Origin of the sequence: Paraburkholderia polaris, assembly GCF_012927345.1 — a bacterium.
Taxonomy (GTDB): Bacteria; Pseudomonadota; Gammaproteobacteria; order Burkholderiales; family Burkholderiaceae; genus Paraburkholderia; species Paraburkholderia polaris.
Genome location: NZ_JABBGJ010000019.1, coordinates 102,791 through 117,770, shown reverse-complemented (window position 1 = coordinate 117,770; position 14,980 = coordinate 102,791). Strand labels below are relative to the sequence as shown.

Here is a 14,980-nt window from a genome sequence, read left to right as displayed (position 1 = left end):
CCGTGCATCGCGATGTCAATTCGCCGTCGTTAAATGGGTTATCGGATAGGTTCTCGAAATCTTTAGTACTGATAGTGAGCGCGACAACGTTTCACCTTTCCGAACGCGCTTGATTCTTGAGTGAAAGCCACTCCATCGTCAGTCAGACCAGCCAGCGGAACGGCCAGACCGCACCATTAGCGCGCGTTCGCTGCCGGTTGGGTCGGGTACTGCGACGGGGGCGCCCCTCCCGAATCGGTTTTCGCTCGCGCGAAGGGTTGCCGGCCGCCTTGGCGCTGCACCCGTGCATCTACGCGAAGACGTGGCCGCTCGCGTCATCGCCTCGTTCAGCCCCCGCCGAACCGGTCCGCGTGTAATTCGATGCTGCAGTGCAGCAAAACGGCGATTCCCCAAGTTAGCCCTAACTTAACCCGCTGTTTCGACCATTGCCGCCCATCGACCTGATTAAGAATGACGGCATTCACTTGTCATTACCTTTGATTACGCTTATGACTGACCCGCTTTGTCGAATGTGCGCCGGCCTGCATCCCGGTCTGGAAGTCGATGCATACGCCGACGCGCACGCGAGCGCGTCCGCATTGTCGCGGCTCGCCGCGATCCTCGATGCCCAATGCCGCCATGCGGACGCCGCCACTCTTTTAAAGGCGGCACATATTGCCGCACCGGCGTTGCCCGGCTTGCAGGCGCGGCTCGCGCTTTCGCTTTCGGCCGCTGGCGAACATGCCGCGGCGCGTGAGCAGTTCGAAGCCGTTGTGGGGGACGATGCATCCGCGGATGCATCTGGCGTGGACAATCCCCCGGTAGCGTCGCGACTCCAACTCGCTTATTCGCGCACGCTCCTTGCGCTTGATGCGCCGAAAGAAGCGCTGGCGCAAGCGGACAATGCCGTCGCGGGCAATGGCGACGACGCATGCGCCCACGCCGCGCGCGGCGATGCATTGGCTGCGCTGCTCCGACCAGTCGACGCGCTCACCGCCTACCAACGCGCGGCCATGCTCGAACCGTCATTGGCATGGGCGCACTATGGCATTGGCGAAATATTTATTGAACTCGGCCGGCCCATGGCCGCGTTGGAGGGGCTGTCGCGCGCCCTGGCGCTTTCGGAACGCACGCAGCAGGACGCTGACGCCGCGGCGCAGACTCTCACGCCGCCGGCGCCGCTCAGCTTTCCGTGTTTGCCGGTCCACGCTTTATCCACGTCCGCTATTTGCGAGTCGATTGGACTGGCATGGGCCAAAGGCTGTCAACTCGCGCAAGCGCTGCCCTGGTTCGAACGTGCGCTGGAACTCGAGCCGAACCGAGCGACTGCTCTGCGGCATATGGGTAACACGCTGGCGATGATGCGTGCGGACGACGCTGCGCTGGCGTGCCTTCAGGCGGCCCGTCGCGTGCGTCCTGACTGGGATAAGGCCTGGCTCGACGAGGCGGGCCTGCTGCTGCGTCGAGGCGACTATTCGGGAGGCTGGCGTGCGTATGGCAAGCGCGAAGGGCAGCGGCTGCTCGAAACTCTGCCGTCCTGTTGGTCCGGCGAAGAGCCGCTCGCCGAAAAGACGATTCTGCTGATTGCCGAACAGGGCCTCGGCGACACGATCCAGTTCGCGCGTTATGCGCCGCAGGTGGCGGCTCTCGCGCAGCGCGTGATCCTCGAGGTTCAACCGCCGCTGCGGCCATTGTTCGACGAAGTGAGCCGGGACTGGGGTGTCGAAGTCGTTGCGCGCGGCGACGCGCGACCCGATGGCGACCATCAATGCTTGCTGCTCAGTCTGCCGCGCGTACTCCGGACGGCGCTTGACACCACCCGTGAGCCGACCGGCTATCTTCGCGCCCCCGCGGAGCGGCGAGCGCTCTGGAGCGAGCGGCTTGCGGCCCGCAGCGCGACGGGACGATTGCGGGTTGGTCTTGCATCGGCCGGCAATCCGCAGTTCAAGAACGACGCACTGCGCTCGATTCCGCTCGCAGCTTTCGAAACCTGCTTTGACTTACCGGGCATTGACTGGGTGATCCCGCAGCCGGAGATCCGCGACGCGGATCGCGCGGTGTTGGAGCGGCATGCCGGCGTCATCTCGTTTGGTGCCCAATTGGAGGACTTTGCCGATACGGCGGCATTGCTCGAACAACTCGACCTGGTGATCTCGGTCGACACTTCGATCGCTCATCTGGCGGGGGCACTCGCGCGCCCGGTGTGGATTCTGCTGCCGCACTTTCCGGATTGGCGCTGGATGCACGATCGCGCCGACACGCACTGGTACCCGAGTGCGCGGCTTTTTCGCCAGACGGCAGCGCATGACTGGGGCAGTGTGATCAAGCGAGTGCGCGACGAGCTTTCGTTACGAGTCGCGCAGTTCGCATGAATAGGCGGTTATTTCGTCCTCTGTTCCTTCTTTGTGTTCCGTCCGGTTCCAGTAACCTACGTTGGGGGCTCGATTTGAAGTCTCCGCGCAGGCAGCTTCGTGGCTCCGCTTATGCCGGACTATTTTTCTACGACAGGACATAGACATGTCGCCCATCAACCGCCTGAAGTTGTCCTTGGTTGCCAGCACATCGACTCGTGTCCCGCCTCACGCGAATCAAGCAGATGCAACGTCAACGGCGACGATGCCCGAAGGATGGTTCTGCGAGGAAGTAGGTTATGTGGGCGAGACCACTGGGGACGCTCGTGCCCTCACGCTTGCCCGTCCAGCGCGGCTTGACTGAACCGTGCGTAAGAAAACGCACGTGAAGCTAACTCCTCTCACCGTGTATCACTTTATCGAAGCGTCTCATCCATGAATCCTGTTCAAACACCGCTCACTGCGGAGGCAGGGCACCCACCGGCTTATCAGCCGTTGGGTCTGGCCGCTTTGCTCAGAGCAGCGACGGCGGGAAATGATCTCACGCCGCTCGGGGAGCGCTTGCTCGCGCATAGCCAGCGCTATGAGGATCCGTACGCCCTACTCGAATTGTCCCTGGTGCTGCAACTCAAATACCAGAAAGCGTCCGCACTCACCGTTCAAAACCTGGCACTTCAAATGCGCAGGCATTACCGGCTAAAGAGTGCGCGCTCGGCCGAGGCGCCGGTAAAGGTGCTCGTGCTCAAATCCCCTGGCGATCTCATGGCGAATACGCCGTTTGAATGCCTGGTTGAGAGCGCCGATCTTCAGGTCGACGTGTTGTACGTTGATGGAGATTTGCCTCAGGACGCGAGTTTGCCGGAACACGATGTCATTCTCGTCGCGGCGTGCGCGTTGGATGAAAACGCTGACCCGCTCGCTCGAATTGCAGCGCTAACCCGTCGCGCTGATTGCCGTGTGCTGAACCGGCCCGAGCGCATTTCGCACACAACGCGTGACGCTGCCTATGCGCTGCTGGGCAAGGTTCCCGGGATTTGCATGGCGCACACCGTGCGGCTGTCCCGCGAGCGGATTCTCGAAGCCGCGTCAGGTACGTTCGATCTGTCCGATGTGCTAGACGGACACTACCCGTTCATTGTGAGGCCAGTGGGCTCGCACGCCGGACAAGGGTTGGTGAAAGTGTCTGACGGGCTTGACCTTGCACGTTATGTGAACGGCACGGACGTTCAGGAATATTACGTCGCGCCTTTTATCGACTACAGCAGCGCGGACGGCTTGTTCCGTAAGTACCGGATCGTGATGATTGAGGGGGCGCCTTTCGTGTGCCATATGGGGATTTCGCGCGAATGGATGGTCCACTACCCGTACGTCGAGATGATTGCGCACCCTGAGCGCAGGGAGGAGGAGGCGAACCTGATGGCAAGCTTCGATTCCGACTTTGCTGTGCGTCACCGCGAAGCGCTTCGCATGATTGCTGAAACGACTGATCTGGACTACGTAGGATTCGACTGCGCTGAAACGAGCGATGGCCGTCTGCTCATCTTCGAGATTGCCACCGCGATGGTCGTGCATGACATGGACGATCCAGACACGTTTCCTTATAAGGCCTCGCAAATGCGTCGGGTCTTCGACGCATTTCACCAGATGCTGCGCCGCGCGGCAGCGGGCTCATGTTAATTCAACCGAAGGCTTGTCCACGAACCATGAAATCCAACACATTGAATTTTTCCGGTGGTCCCGGTGCGCTTCCGGAAACCGTGCTGGAGCAAACCCGTGAGGCCGTTGCGCGTCTGCCGGAGACGGGCATATCGGTGCTCGGCATGAGCCATCGATCGGACTGGTTCCTGTCGATACTGAATGAAGTAGAACAGAACCTGCGCAGCCTGCTCGGCATTTCCGATGACTACGCGGTCACATTTCTGCAGGGTGGCAGCAGTCTGCAGTTCGCGATGATTCCAATGAATTTCGCTACGCAGGCCAGCGCACCGCCAGAATACGTGACGTCCGGCTATTGGAGCGGTCGGGCGACCTCGGAAGCGGCCAAAGTGACCGCGAGAAAGGTCGCGTGGGATGGTCGCGCGACGGGCTATCGGCAACTGCCTGACCTCCAGGCGCTGGATGTGTCGAGGTCGGCTGCTTATCTGCACTACGTGTCGAACGAGACCGTGGAGGGCTTGCAATTTCCTAATTGTGAAGATGAGATGCCCGTGCCGCTTATTGCGGATATGTCGTCCGATTTTCTGTCGAAGCCGTTCCGGCCAGATTTATTCTCGATGATGTATGCCCATGCCCAGAAGAACCTGGGTCCTGCAGGGGTGACGGTCGCGATCATCAAACGGTCTCTTCTCGAACGGATTCCGGATGGTCTGCCGGCCATTCTTGACCTTCGCACGCACGTGTCACATGGCTCAAACTACAACACGCCGCCCGTATTCGCGATCTATGTCATGACGTTGATTACGCGTTGGCTGCGCTTCGAGATTGGCGGTTTGCATTCGATGCAAAGCATCAACGAAAGAAAGGCGAAGCGGTTATACGAAACACTGGACGCTTTGGGCGATGCGGTGACGATCCACGCGGATCGCCCGTGGCGCTCGCAGATGAACGTGGCGTTTACGTTTGGCGATGCGCGACTCGACGATGCATTTGTCGAGACGGCGCGGGAACAAGGGATCGTTGGACTGGAGGGCCATCGTTCGATTGGAGGGTTGCGGGCGTCGCTATATAACGCCGTTACGGAGGAGGCGGTCGATATCCTCACGAATGCCCTGACGGAATTTAGTCTGCAACGCGTGTGAGCGCCAACAAGGGGCGGCTGGCAGTCGTGTCTCCCCAGGTTCGTCGCACGCTGCAATTCCGGATTTCAATCGTCTACGACCTGATCAGGACGCTCGACGAGTTAGTGGCTTGACGGGAATCTTGGCAGGCACACCGTCCGGTTGCTGCGGGAACAGCCCGTCGCAGCGAACGGGCGCACGAGCCCGGCCGACTGTACAACGAGGCGGTGCGGCGGCCGGCCGACTGGCTTTCGAGTTGAGGCTCTTCGCCGAAAAGCCGTAGGATTGTCCTGGCGTCGCGCTGCAGGGACTAGCGAGACGGCGTATTCTCTGTTTCTCTCTGGCAAAAAACCGTGGAGGAATTGTGCAAAAGCGCCGTATTGGTCATTCGGAATTACAGGTTGCGCCGCTGATGTTCGGCGGCAATGTATTTGGCTGGACCGCCGATGAGGCGACCTCGTTTGCGATCCTCGATGCGTTCGTCGACGCGGGTCTCGACTTCATCGACACAGCGGATGTGTATTCAGCATGGGTGCCGGGCAATCAGGGCGGCGAATCGGAAACCATCCTCGGCAAGTGGTTCCGCCGCAGCGGCAAACGCGACAGGATTGTGCTCGCCACCAAAGTCGCCAAGCATCCGCAGCGCAAGGGACTGTCAGCGGCCAACATTCAGGCAGCGGTCGAAGACTCGCTGCGACGCCTGCAAACTGATTACATCGACGTCTATTTTTCCCACGACGACGACACCGAAACGCCGCTGGCCGAAACCCTCGGCGCATATCAGAAGCTGATCGAGGCAGGCAAGGTGCGGGTGATCGGCGCGTCGAACTACAGTGGCGTGCGCGTCGAGGAGGCGCTCGCCGTGTCCCGTCAGCACGGGCTGCCCGAATATCAATTGCTGCAGCCGGAGTACAACTTGTACGACCGCGCGGAGTATGAGCGTGACATCGAACCGGTGGCGCTCGCCAATCAGCTCGGCGTGGTGGTGTATTACAGTCTTGCAAGCGGCTTTCTGTCCGGCAAATACCGCTCACGAGCGGATCTGGCCAACAAGGCGCGCGGCAGCCGGGTCGAGAAGTATCTGAACGAGCGCGGATTGCGGATTCTGGACGCGCTCGACCGGGTCGCCGAGCGGCACGGCAGCACGCCGGCCACCGTCGCACTGGCATGGTTGATTGCTCGTCCGAGTGTAACGGCCCCAATTGCCAGCGCGACCTCGGTCGACCAGCTCAAGAGCTTGGCCGCCGCCGTCCACCTGATGTTGACCGGCGACGATATCCGCGAACTGGATGAGGCGAGCGCCTGATCGCGCAGGAGACCTGGCGCGGTCGCTAAACCCCTGGTAGGATGGAGAGTTTCCTGATATCATCGGGAGTGAATTGAGATCTTTGCCTGTTTCGTCAATGTTTTTCATTGATGAAAGGTTGGCGAAATGGCAACAGACGCGGCTTCGGCATTACGTCTGTCCGCGTTCCGCGGTGAACTCCCCACCTCTCTTTTCCGGCCTCCGTGGCCGTTATGCCTCTCGTTTCATTCGTGGTTTGGCCGGGTTCTGCCCGCGTTTGCCTGTTACTGGCCATGAATCGAAACGACCGGAGGGCCGGCGCGTGAGCGGTACCAAAAGCGGTAACCGCCACGCAATTTACCCCTATCAAGTGATTGAGTTAGGAATTACATGACGACGATTCTTCTGAAAGAAAATGAGCCGTTCGAAGTGGCGATTCGCCGCTTTCGTCGGGCAATCGAAAAGAATGGCCTGATCGCTGAACTGCGTGAGCGTCAATCGTACGAAAAGCCGACCACGGCACGTAAGCGCAAGAAGGCTGCTGCTGTGAAGCGCCTGCACAAGCGCCTGCGCAGCCAGATGCTGCCGAAAAAGCTGCACTAAGCACGCTTTTCCGCGCTGCATTTCGCGCATTGCACGCCGAACGGCGGTGTGAGCTTCGAAAGAAGCCACATCGCCGTTTTGCTTTGGGGCGGGGGTTTGCGTTGGGCTGCGGTGGGTTTCTGCGGTTGAGTCGTCGGCTTGCTTCTGCCGTCACGCGGGGTGTGCCACGGTGTGACGCGCGCGTGGCTGGCTGAGCCTTCTGCCATTTCCCTTCAGGTGGCCGCCTCAACCCGCTTTACGATTGCGTCCCTTCTTGCCGAGCGCCGCGCATCGCGCGCGGCACATGCAACTCGCCTCATGGTCGTTCACCATGCCGACTGCCTGCATGAACGCGTAGCAGATCGTCGAGCCGACGAACTTGCAGCCGTAGCGCTTCAATCCCTTGCTGAGCGCGTCCGAAATCTCGGTGGATGCCGGCGCTTGTTTATATGATGCCCAATCGTTCTGGATCGGCGTCTGATCGACGAACGACCATACGAAGTTGGCGAGCGAGCCGTGTTCGGCCTGAATTTGCTGCACGGCGCGAGCGTTGGTAATGGCCGACTCGATCTTGCCGCGATGGCGCACGATACTTTCGTCCAGCACCAGCGCATCGATGTGTTTGGGCGTAAAGCGCGATACCTTGTCGATGTTGAAGTCGGCGAATGCGCGACGATAGCCGGTTCGTTTGTTGAGAATCGTCGACCATGACAAACCCGCCTGCGCGCCTTCCAGCACAAGCAGTTCGAACAAATGCTGATCGTCGCGCGAGGGCACGCCCCATTCGGTGTCGTGGTAGTGTGCGAGCGCTTCGCTCGATACCCAGTTGCATCGCTGCTGTGTCACTGTCGCGCTCCCGCGTTGTCATGTCGCCCGTCAGCATAGCGGAAGCCGTGCGTGCTGCAAGCTGGCCATTCGGCCGATTGCCGGATTGAAACTGACCTGCCACGCTATGCCTTATTCACCACCTGAACTCACTCGATTCGATGAATAAAGACCTCTTTCTGATCGGCATTGACGGCGGCGGCAGCGGTACGCGCGTCGTACTCGGCGACGCGCAGGGCCGCGAACTGGCGCAGGCGGCGAGCGGGCCCTCGGGTCTGGGTCTCGGCGTGGAGCGCGCGTGGCAGGCCATCGAGGCCGGCTGCGCCGATGCGTTTGCACGCGCCGGCGTGCCGCTGGACTGGGCGCGCTGCGTACTCGGTTGCGGGTTGGCAGGGGTTAATAATCGCGACTGGTTGGCCGCGTTTCGCGCGCAGGCGCCAGCGGTAGCAGGGCTCGCGGTGGAAAGCGATGTGTACACCACCTTGCTTGGTGCGCATGGCGGGGCGCACGGCGTGGTCGTCGCGCTTGGCACCGGCAGTCAGGCGGCCGCGTTTGACGGCAATGGCGAGTACCGAGTCGCTGGCGGCTTCGGCTACCCGTCGGGCGACGAAGCGAGCGGCGCCTGGCTCGGGCTGCGGGGCATCGTGCACGCGCAGCAGGCGCTCGACGGGCGTGCGCCCAACGACGATCTCGCGCAGGCGCTGCTTGCCCACACTGGTGCGCATGACCGCGACAGCCTGGTGGTCTGGCTGTGCGAAGCCAATCAGACCACTTATGCGAGGCTCGCACCGATCGTCATCGCGCATCGCACGCATCCGTTCGCTGCGCGTCTGCTCGGCGAGGCCGGCGTGGACGTGGGCAAGATGATTGCCGCGCTCGACCCTTCGGCGACCTTGCCGGTCGCGCTGTGCGGCGGTCTCGGCGCACCCTTGCGCGAGTACGTGCCGCAGATTTATCAGGCCCGTTTGCGCGAGCCGTTGGCGGACTCCGCACACGGCGGTTTGCAGTTGGCGCAGCGCGAAGCGGTTCGCATCGCCGGTTGAGAATCGCCCCGCGCGCGGAGTGCGATCTCACCGAGACGGCGCGCAACGGTAAAATGCGATCTTTGACGCTGCCCGGCTGCTCACACTATGTACAAAGTCATTGCCACTGATCTCGACGGTACGCTGCTCAACGCCGATCACCAGGTGGACCCGTTCACGATCGCCACCGTGCGTAAGCTCGAAAGCGATGGGCTGCACTTCGTGATCGCGACGGGCCGCCACTACTGCGACGTTGCGGGCATTCGCGACCTGCTGGGCATCAACCCGTATCTGATCACGTCGAACGGCGCTCGCATTCACGCGCCGGACAACACAGTGATCCACGCCGATGACCTGCCTCCGGCCATCGTGCAGCGGCTGGTGCAGCCGGAAATCGCCGGCGCGCACGGCCGCGTGATCGTCAACCTGTTCGCCGACCAGGCGTGGTTGATCGACCGGGATGCACCGGACCTGCTGAAATTCCATCAGGATTCCGGCTTCACCTACGAGGTAACCGATCTGCCGAAGCACGACGGCGTCGACATCGCGAAGGTCCTTTACATCGGTGAGCCCGCCGATCTCGCGCACGTCTCGGCCAACCTGGCGCGCGAATTCGGCGACGCACTGTACGTCACTTATTCGCTGCCAGACTGTCTGGAGGTGATGACGTCGAACGTATCGAAGGGGCGTGCGTTGCAAATCGTGCTCGAGCGCCTTGGCGTCGCCGCCTCGCAATGCGTGGCGTTCGGCGACAACATGAACGATATCGATCTGCTGGAGACAGCCGGCCATCCGTTCATGATGAACAACGCCAATCCCGATCTCATCACGCGTCTGCCGAATGTGCCGCGCATCGGCAACAACTTCGAAGCGGGCGTCGCGCACCATCTGCGCAAACTTTTCTCGCTCGACGACGAACTGATGTCCTGAAAACGGGCCGGTTCTTCGCGACCCTACGCGACGCTACCCAACGCTACGATCAGCCGTGCCACCCGCCACGGCGATCGCCACGGTCATCGTGGCCGTTGTGATTCCAGCCGCGGTTATCCCGGTGGTCGTCGCGATAGTAGCCGCCACGGTCGTAGCGATGGTCCCAGCCGCCGTTGCCGTAGTACACCGGCTGAGGCGCTGCATAGACCGGTGCAGGCTGGGCATAAACCGGTGCGCCGAGCGACAGGCCGATGTTCAGATCCGTATGCGCTTGCGCGACACCGCATGCGCCCGCCGCGAGGCCGGCAGCAACCAGCAAGTGAGTGACGATGCGTTTCATGTTGTTCTCCTGTGAGGCGACGTATGTTTGTCGCACAGGACCAATCTACGCATTCCGGGCGTTGGTGACTGCGACGAGATGTTACGGACTGCAAGCATCGTCGCAGGGTTTGAAAGGCTGTAGAAGGAACATTCGACCGCAACACGCGGGATGGGCCTTCGGCTCGAAGCGCCGTCATATAAGGCTTCGCGGCTCCTTGGAACGGATCGGCGCCCAGTTGTCGCCGCCACCTGCAGAAAGCGGACAGCCGCGCCCGTAATCGCGGCTTACATCTGTATTACCCGATTAATCAGCTGAGCCCGCGGAAGCACCCGCCGCAGTAGCAGAAGGGGCGCCCGGCAGCGCCGCGCATGGGCAATCCGCAGCGCGGCCGTTCAGCCCTTGGTGGTCAAGCTTAAAACTCGCGTGGGCCGTGCCGTTTTGCCAGTCGAGGCGAACAATATAGATACTGTCGAAGTCGTCGCTTTGCCAGTTGGGGACATCGGCCGCATTGCCGCCATGCGTGCTCATCATCTGGCGCAGCAACTTCACGATCAGCTTGTGCTCCCACGCAACGACAATCAGCTTGTTGCGATTGGACGGATTGACGAGCGCCGTGCCGAGTTGATCGATCTGGGCAAAGCCGTATGGCGTTTGCACCGGCATCTGGAATTGGATGGCGGTCGGCTCGATGGTCGCAAGCGGCCGAATATAGTAGTAGGAGCGGCCGCTGTCCTCCTTTTGCTGGCCGGGATCGGGCGCGTAGATCGCATCCGGTTTGCCGAACTTGGCGGCGATCACTGCCGGCAAGGCCAGCGCACGGTTGAGCCCCTGGCAATTGAGCTGGCCGTATCCCTTGGCGGGCTTTTCACCGTGGCGCACGAATACGAGCGTTTCGGTATTGCCGTCCGCGGCATGGGCCGCGGGTAGCGCCAGTACGCCTGCACATAAACCGCCGATGGAGAATGCGACGCCTTGCAGGAATCCGCGGAAACGGGTCATCGGTAGCACCTGTGCGAGCTTGGGAAGTCGCACGATTCTAGCAGCGGGCCATTGGCGGGCCACGGGGCCGCTTGCATTCGTGCGCACAAAACAAAGCGGGCGCCGTAGCGCCCGCTTTGACTGCCTCGATACGTGCACTCGCTGATCAGTCGAGCGCCAGTTCCTGTGAATTGCCGCGACGGCTTTCGGCGATGACCGGGTACAGCACGCCTGCGATCACCGCGCCGATAATCGGCGCAACCCAGAACATCCACAGCTGATCCACCGCTGCGCCGCCGACGAATAGCGCCGGGCCAGTGGAGCGGGCCGGGTTGACCGACGTGTTGGTGACCGGAATCGAGATCAGGTGAATCAGCGTCAGGCACAGGCCAATGGCGATTGGCGCGAAACCGGCCGGCGCGCGTCTGTCGGTCGCGCCGAGGATGACGAACAGGAAGAAGCCGGTCATTACCACTTCGCAAATGAAAGCGGCCGCGAGCGAGTAATGGCCCGGCGAGCGCTCACCGTAGCCGTTACTGGCGAAACCACTGGCGACGAGGTCGAAACCCGGTTTGCCCGATGCGATCAACGACAGCACCAACGCACCCAGCACCGCGCCGATCACTTGCGCGACGATGTACGGCAACAGGTCGCGAGCCGGAAAGCGGCCGGCGACGGTCAGGCCGACGCTCACCGCCGGATTCAGGTGGCAGCCGGAGATGTGGCCGATCGCATAAGCCATTGTCAGGACAGTGAGACCGAATGCGAGCGAAACGCCCACGAAGCCGATGCCCAGACCGTGGACCGGGCCGGCGAAGTTAGCGGCGAGGACGGCGCTGCCGCAGCCCCCGAGCACGAGCCAGAAGGTGCCGAACAGCTCGGCAGCAAGGCGTTTTGACAACTGCATGATTGGTAATCCTAAAATGTTTGACGCTTGGAGTGGCATGAATGCTAGGCGCAGGTACATGCCATTGAGCGCGCAATTCTAGGGAAAGACAGCCAGATTAGGTGTCAAGAATTGTCAATGTGGAGTCGCCTTTACCTATTATTTCCAGATAAGGCTCTCGTTTTACAATTCATCGACGCTTAATAATTATCAGATGATTTCTTCCTAAATCGGTATTATTGTCCATTGCGAATTTTTATAATTGCAGCTAGTCTGCGAGCGAATGAGTTCTAAAAAAGGGGAGAACCGAAATGTCTCAATATGCAGACCTCAAGGCGCAGATCGCCAAATTGCAGGCACAGGCAGACGAAGCCCGGCGTACTGAAGTCGATAACGTTGTCGCCGACATCCGCCAAAAGATCGCTGAATACGGTCTAACCGCCCAAGACCTTGGCTTTGCGGTTGCCGCCAAGCGCGGACGCCCGCCGAAGAAGGCGCCACTGCCGGCCAAATACCAGGATCCGAAATCGGGCAATACTTGGAGCGGGCGCGGTAAACCGCCAAAGTGGATTGTCGGTAAGAATCGCGAACGCTTTCTGATTGGTGCGGCTTGAATGCCCTGCCGGTGCCGGCGAAAGCCAACTGAAGGTTGATCGGTGCGCGGTTGTTTATTGCGTTGCGCTAATCCGGGATGGAAGCGCATCCACTCTTGTATTAAAAAAGCCGCCCTTTGGGGGCGGCTTTTCGGTAGTAGAAGCCGGTTAACTCCTGCTAACCGCTCGCGCAAACGATTCACCAGGCAAATTTACTGATGATTGGCTTGCGAATCGAAAAAATGGCATAAGCGGCAGAAGCACGGCTTAAGCGGCTGAGCGCATAAAACGTCAGTTGCTTAAGCACGTTGCTCAACCCACCGCTACCCGGCGCAGCACCGGGCGGCGCGTCGCTTCGATCAGTGCCGAATAGCCGTCAACGTAATTCTGCGCCATCGTTTTCGAGCTGAAGCGGCGTTCGAACTGCGCGCGAATCTCGGAGCGCGACAATTCGTCCAGACGCTGCAGTGCCGCCACCGCGCCTTGCACGTCCTCGACAATGTAGCCGGTCACGCCGTGGTCGATCACTTCCGGTACCGAACCGCGGTTGAACGCGATCACCGGCGTGCCGCAGGCCATGGATTCGATCATCACGAGACCGAACGGCTCCGACCAGTCGATCGGGAACAGCAGTGCCTTGGCGCCTGACAGGAACTCGGGCTTCTGCGCCTCGTTGATTTCGCCGACGAACTCCACGTGCGCCATGGAAAGCAGCGGTTCGATTTCCTTCTTGAAGTATTCCTGGTCGACCTTGTCCACCTTGGCGGCGATCTTCAGCGGCAAACCGCTTTGTGCAGCGATCTTGATAGCCGTATCGACGCGCTTCTCCGGACAGATACGGCCGAGGAACGCCAGGTATTCCGGCTTTTTGTGTGTCTGCGGTGTGAGCAACTGCTCCGGCAGGCCGTGGTAAATCGTGTTCAGCCAGTTGGCCTGCGGCAGCGGCGAGCGCTGCGAATCCGAAATCGACACCACCGGCACGTTCGAGAATGCGTCGAACACCGGTTGCAGTTCCGGCAAGTCCAGACGGCCGTGGAGCGTGGTCACGAACGGCGTGTCCATGGTGGTGAAGAGCGGGAACGGCATGTAGTCGAGGTGAAAGTGCAGCACGTCGAACTCATGCGCGACCTTGCGCACCTTTTCCATCATCAGGACATGCGGAGCCAGCGCATCGCGGATCGTCGGGTCGAGGCGCAGCGCACGCGGCCAGCAGGCATCGAGGTTCGCGGAGGTGACCGAGTCGCCGCTCGCAAACAGAGTGACGTCGTGGCCGAGGTCGACCAGCGCTTCGGTCAGATACGAGACGACACGTTCGGTGCCGCCGTAGAGTTTCGGCGGGACAGCTTCATATAGCGGCGCAATTTGTGCGATTCGCATGCGTTTCTCCTGTTCAAAACGGCTTCGCACAGCGGCGCTCGAGTCGAGCGAGGAGCGAATGCCTGACGGACGGTTGGGCGCGGTAAGCCGCCGCCCGGGGGTGCTCCGAACTTACATCGGGTAATCCCTTAGCTTCATTATCGGGATCGGCCGCGCTAATTCGAGTTATTTTTCAAACGCTTAATGTTGTTACAGCGCGAAACATGATGCGTTACAGGTCGGCAGGAGGCTTGTCCCGATAGTCGGGAGGCACGACTGGGAGGACATCCAAACGCTTGGGAACATGCGCAAGGGACGTTCCCGGGACTGGAGCGCGGCTCCTGGACCCCGTGCGTTGCGCAGAAGTGAAAACGTCTTATAATTCTTTCTCACCGCAGCAAGGTGCGGACCGTGAGCCACTCAGGACTCACCATTTGGTTCATATTTCTGCTGAAGAATCATTCAAAGCGCATCGCGAGTCTTAAGCTGCGCGCCGTTTCGCCTGCTACAGCCTTCTTTCTGGCGCCCGCTTTGTAGGAAAAATTCCTACACGAATGACGGATTAATCCGTCACACAGGCTGGGTGTCTGTCCGATTTTCGTCCGCTCCCCCTTTCGACACAATGCTGGCAAGACCAGAAACGAGCCGATTCGTGCGGTTTAAGCGCGCGCGTTCGAGCAAACGTTTCCGTAACGGCCTGACCAGCCAGATACACCCCGGGGGAATCATGAGCGCGACAAGCGAAATGCTCAATGAGATCAGAGAAATCAACCTGTCTTATCTCCTGCTCGCGCAGCGTCTGCTGCGTGAAGACAAGCCGATGGGCATGTTTCGCATGGGGATTTCGGACCAGTTGGCCGATGTGCTAGCCAATCTGTCTTTGGCGCAGACCGTGAAGCTGGCGGCGTCCAATCAGGTGTTGTGCCGTTTCCGTTTTGATGACCATGCCGTGCTGTCCGCCCTTGCGGACAAAGGCAAAGCCAGCGCCGTGGCTCAGGCGCATTCCGCGATCCTGATGGCAAGCCAGCCAGTCGAGCAACTCGGCTGATGGCAGCTTGTAGTTCAAATAAAGCGATCAGGACGGCGGAAATGCA

14 protein-coding genes are annotated in these 14,980 nt (G+C 60.6%); 9 read left to right on the top strand and 5 right to left on the bottom strand.

The genetic code is table 11. From position 1 onward, the window contains the following. Positions 1 to 488: 488 nt before the first annotated feature. From HHL24_RS19035 to rpsU, 5 genes are all read left to right on the top strand, one after another. A complete protein-coding gene (locus tag HHL24_RS19035; RefSeq protein ID WP_169486971.1) occupies positions 489 to 2,351 on the top strand; it encodes a tetratricopeptide repeat protein in 1,863 nt (620 codons plus the stop codon). 414 nt (positions 2,352 to 2,765) lie between these two features. Next, positions 2,766 to 4,007 (top strand): ATP-grasp domain-containing protein, encoded by a 1,242-nt coding sequence (locus HHL24_RS19030; protein WP_169486970.1) that lies wholly within the window; start codon positions 2,766 to 2,768, stop codon positions 4,005 to 4,007. A gap of 26 nt (positions 4,008 to 4,033) precedes the next feature. Next, a complete protein-coding gene (locus tag HHL24_RS19025) occupies positions 4,034 to 5,128 on the top strand; it encodes a phosphoserine transaminase (protein ID WP_169486969.1) in 1,095 nt (364 codons plus the stop codon). Positions 5,129 to 5,471: 343 nt separating this feature from the next. After that, positions 5,472 to 6,413: an aldo/keto reductase gene (locus tag HHL24_RS19020; RefSeq protein WP_169486968.1), complete on the top strand. Its 942-nt coding sequence runs from the start codon at positions 5,472 to 5,474 to the stop codon at positions 6,411 to 6,413. A 369-nt stretch (positions 6,414 to 6,782) separates the two neighbouring features. Continuing rightward, the gene (gene rpsU, locus HHL24_RS19015; RefSeq protein ID WP_006050883.1) at positions 6,783 to 6,995 is read left to right on the top strand and encodes a 30S ribosomal protein S21; all 213 of its coding nucleotides are present in this window, start codon (positions 6,783 to 6,785) and stop codon (positions 6,993 to 6,995) included. 225 nt (positions 6,996 to 7,220) lie between these two features. Here rpsU and HHL24_RS19010 read toward each other — a convergent pair whose 3' ends face one another. Next, positions 7,221 to 7,820 (bottom strand): DNA-3-methyladenine glycosylase I, encoded by a 600-nt coding sequence (locus HHL24_RS19010; protein WP_169486967.1) that lies wholly within the window; start codon positions 7,818 to 7,820, stop codon positions 7,221 to 7,223. 140 nt (positions 7,821 to 7,960) lie between these two features. On the opposite strand from HHL24_RS19010, the gene HHL24_RS19005 reads away from it, so the two are divergent. Then, positions 7,961 to 8,842 carry a BadF/BadG/BcrA/BcrD ATPase family protein gene (locus tag HHL24_RS19005; RefSeq protein WP_169486966.1) on the top strand — a complete coding sequence of 294 codons (882 nt, stop codon included), beginning with the start codon at positions 7,961 to 7,963 and terminating at the stop codon, positions 8,840 to 8,842. Positions 8,843 to 8,929: 87 nt separating this feature from the next. Next, complete coding sequence (locus HHL24_RS19000) at positions 8,930 to 9,751, top strand: Cof-type HAD-IIB family hydrolase (RefSeq protein WP_169486965.1); 822 nt, start codon at positions 8,930 to 8,932, stop codon at positions 9,749 to 9,751. Positions 9,752 to 9,800: 49 nt separating this feature from the next. Here HHL24_RS19000 and HHL24_RS18995 read toward each other — a convergent pair whose 3' ends face one another. From HHL24_RS18995 to aqpZ, 3 genes are all read right to left on the bottom strand, one after another. Next, positions 9,801 to 10,091 carry a PXPV repeat protein gene (locus HHL24_RS18995; protein WP_169486964.1) on the bottom strand — a complete coding sequence of 97 codons (291 nt, stop codon included), beginning with the start codon at positions 10,089 to 10,091 and terminating at the stop codon, positions 9,801 to 9,803. A 285-nt stretch (positions 10,092 to 10,376) separates the two neighbouring features. Further along, positions 10,377 to 11,072: a histidine phosphatase family protein gene (locus HHL24_RS18990; protein WP_169486963.1), complete on the bottom strand. Its 696-nt coding sequence runs from the start codon at positions 11,070 to 11,072 to the stop codon at positions 10,377 to 10,379. Positions 11,073 to 11,217: 145 nt separating this feature from the next. Next, complete coding sequence (gene aqpZ, locus HHL24_RS18985; RefSeq protein ID WP_169486962.1) at positions 11,218 to 11,958, bottom strand: aquaporin Z; 741 nt, start codon at positions 11,956 to 11,958, stop codon at positions 11,218 to 11,220. 290 nt (positions 11,959 to 12,248) lie between these two features. Between aqpZ and HHL24_RS18980 the strand changes: the two genes are divergently transcribed. Beyond that, on the top strand, positions 12,249 to 12,551 hold the full coding sequence (locus HHL24_RS18980) for an H-NS histone family protein (protein WP_093640787.1): 303 nt from the start codon (positions 12,249 to 12,251) through the stop codon (positions 12,549 to 12,551). Between the two features lie 291 nt (positions 12,552 to 12,842). On the opposite strand, the gene HHL24_RS18975 is transcribed toward HHL24_RS18980, so the two are convergent. Then, complete coding sequence (locus HHL24_RS18975) at positions 12,843 to 13,907, bottom strand: glycosyltransferase family 4 protein (protein WP_169486961.1); 1,065 nt, start codon at positions 13,905 to 13,907, stop codon at positions 12,843 to 12,845. Between the two features lie 706 nt (positions 13,908 to 14,613). On the opposite strand from HHL24_RS18975, the gene flhD reads away from it, so the two are divergent. Next, entirely contained in the window at positions 14,614 to 14,934 is a 321-nt protein-coding gene (gene flhD / locus HHL24_RS18970; RefSeq protein ID WP_268966725.1) for a flagellar transcriptional regulator FlhD, read from the top strand. The last annotated feature ends 46 nt before the right edge of the window (positions 14,935 to 14,980 follow it).

What these genes read in the sequence shown, in the direction of transcription:
- flhD (WP_268966725.1), top strand. Translation starts at nt 14,614, where the DNA reads ATGAGCGCGACAAGCGAAATGCTCAATGAGATCAGAGAAATCAACCTG.
- HHL24_RS19000 (WP_169486965.1), top strand. Translation starts at nt 8,930, where the DNA reads ATGTACAAAGTCATTGCCACTGATCTCGACGGTACGCTGCTCAACGCC.
- HHL24_RS19005 (WP_169486966.1), top strand. Translation starts at nt 7,961, where the DNA reads ATGAATAAAGACCTCTTTCTGATCGGCATTGACGGCGGCGGCAGCGGT.
- HHL24_RS19030 (WP_169486970.1), top strand. Translation starts at nt 2,766, where the DNA reads ATGAATCCTGTTCAAACACCGCTCACTGCGGAGGCAGGGCACCCACCG.
- HHL24_RS19025 (WP_169486969.1), top strand. Translation starts at nt 4,034, where the DNA reads ATGAAATCCAACACATTGAATTTTTCCGGTGGTCCCGGTGCGCTTCCG.
- HHL24_RS18990 (WP_169486963.1), bottom strand. Translation starts at nt 11,072, where the DNA reads ATGACCCGTTTCCGCGGATTCCTGCAAGGCGTCGCATTCTCCATCGGC.
- HHL24_RS19035 (WP_169486971.1), top strand. Translation starts at nt 489, where the DNA reads ATGACTGACCCGCTTTGTCGAATGTGCGCCGGCCTGCATCCCGGTCTG.
- HHL24_RS18975 (WP_169486961.1), bottom strand. Translation starts at nt 13,907, where the DNA reads ATGCGAATCGCACAAATTGCGCCGCTATATGAAGCTGTCCCGCCGAAA.
- rpsU (WP_006050883.1), top strand. Translation starts at nt 6,783, where the DNA reads ATGACGACGATTCTTCTGAAAGAAAATGAGCCGTTCGAAGTGGCGATT.
- HHL24_RS18995 (WP_169486964.1), bottom strand. Translation starts at nt 10,091, where the DNA reads ATGAAACGCATCGTCACTCACTTGCTGGTTGCTGCCGGCCTCGCGGCG.
- aqpZ (WP_169486962.1), bottom strand. Translation starts at nt 11,958, where the DNA reads ATGCAGTTGTCAAAACGCCTTGCTGCCGAGCTGTTCGGCACCTTCTGG.
- HHL24_RS18980 (WP_093640787.1), top strand. Translation starts at nt 12,249, where the DNA reads ATGTCTCAATATGCAGACCTCAAGGCGCAGATCGCCAAATTGCAGGCA.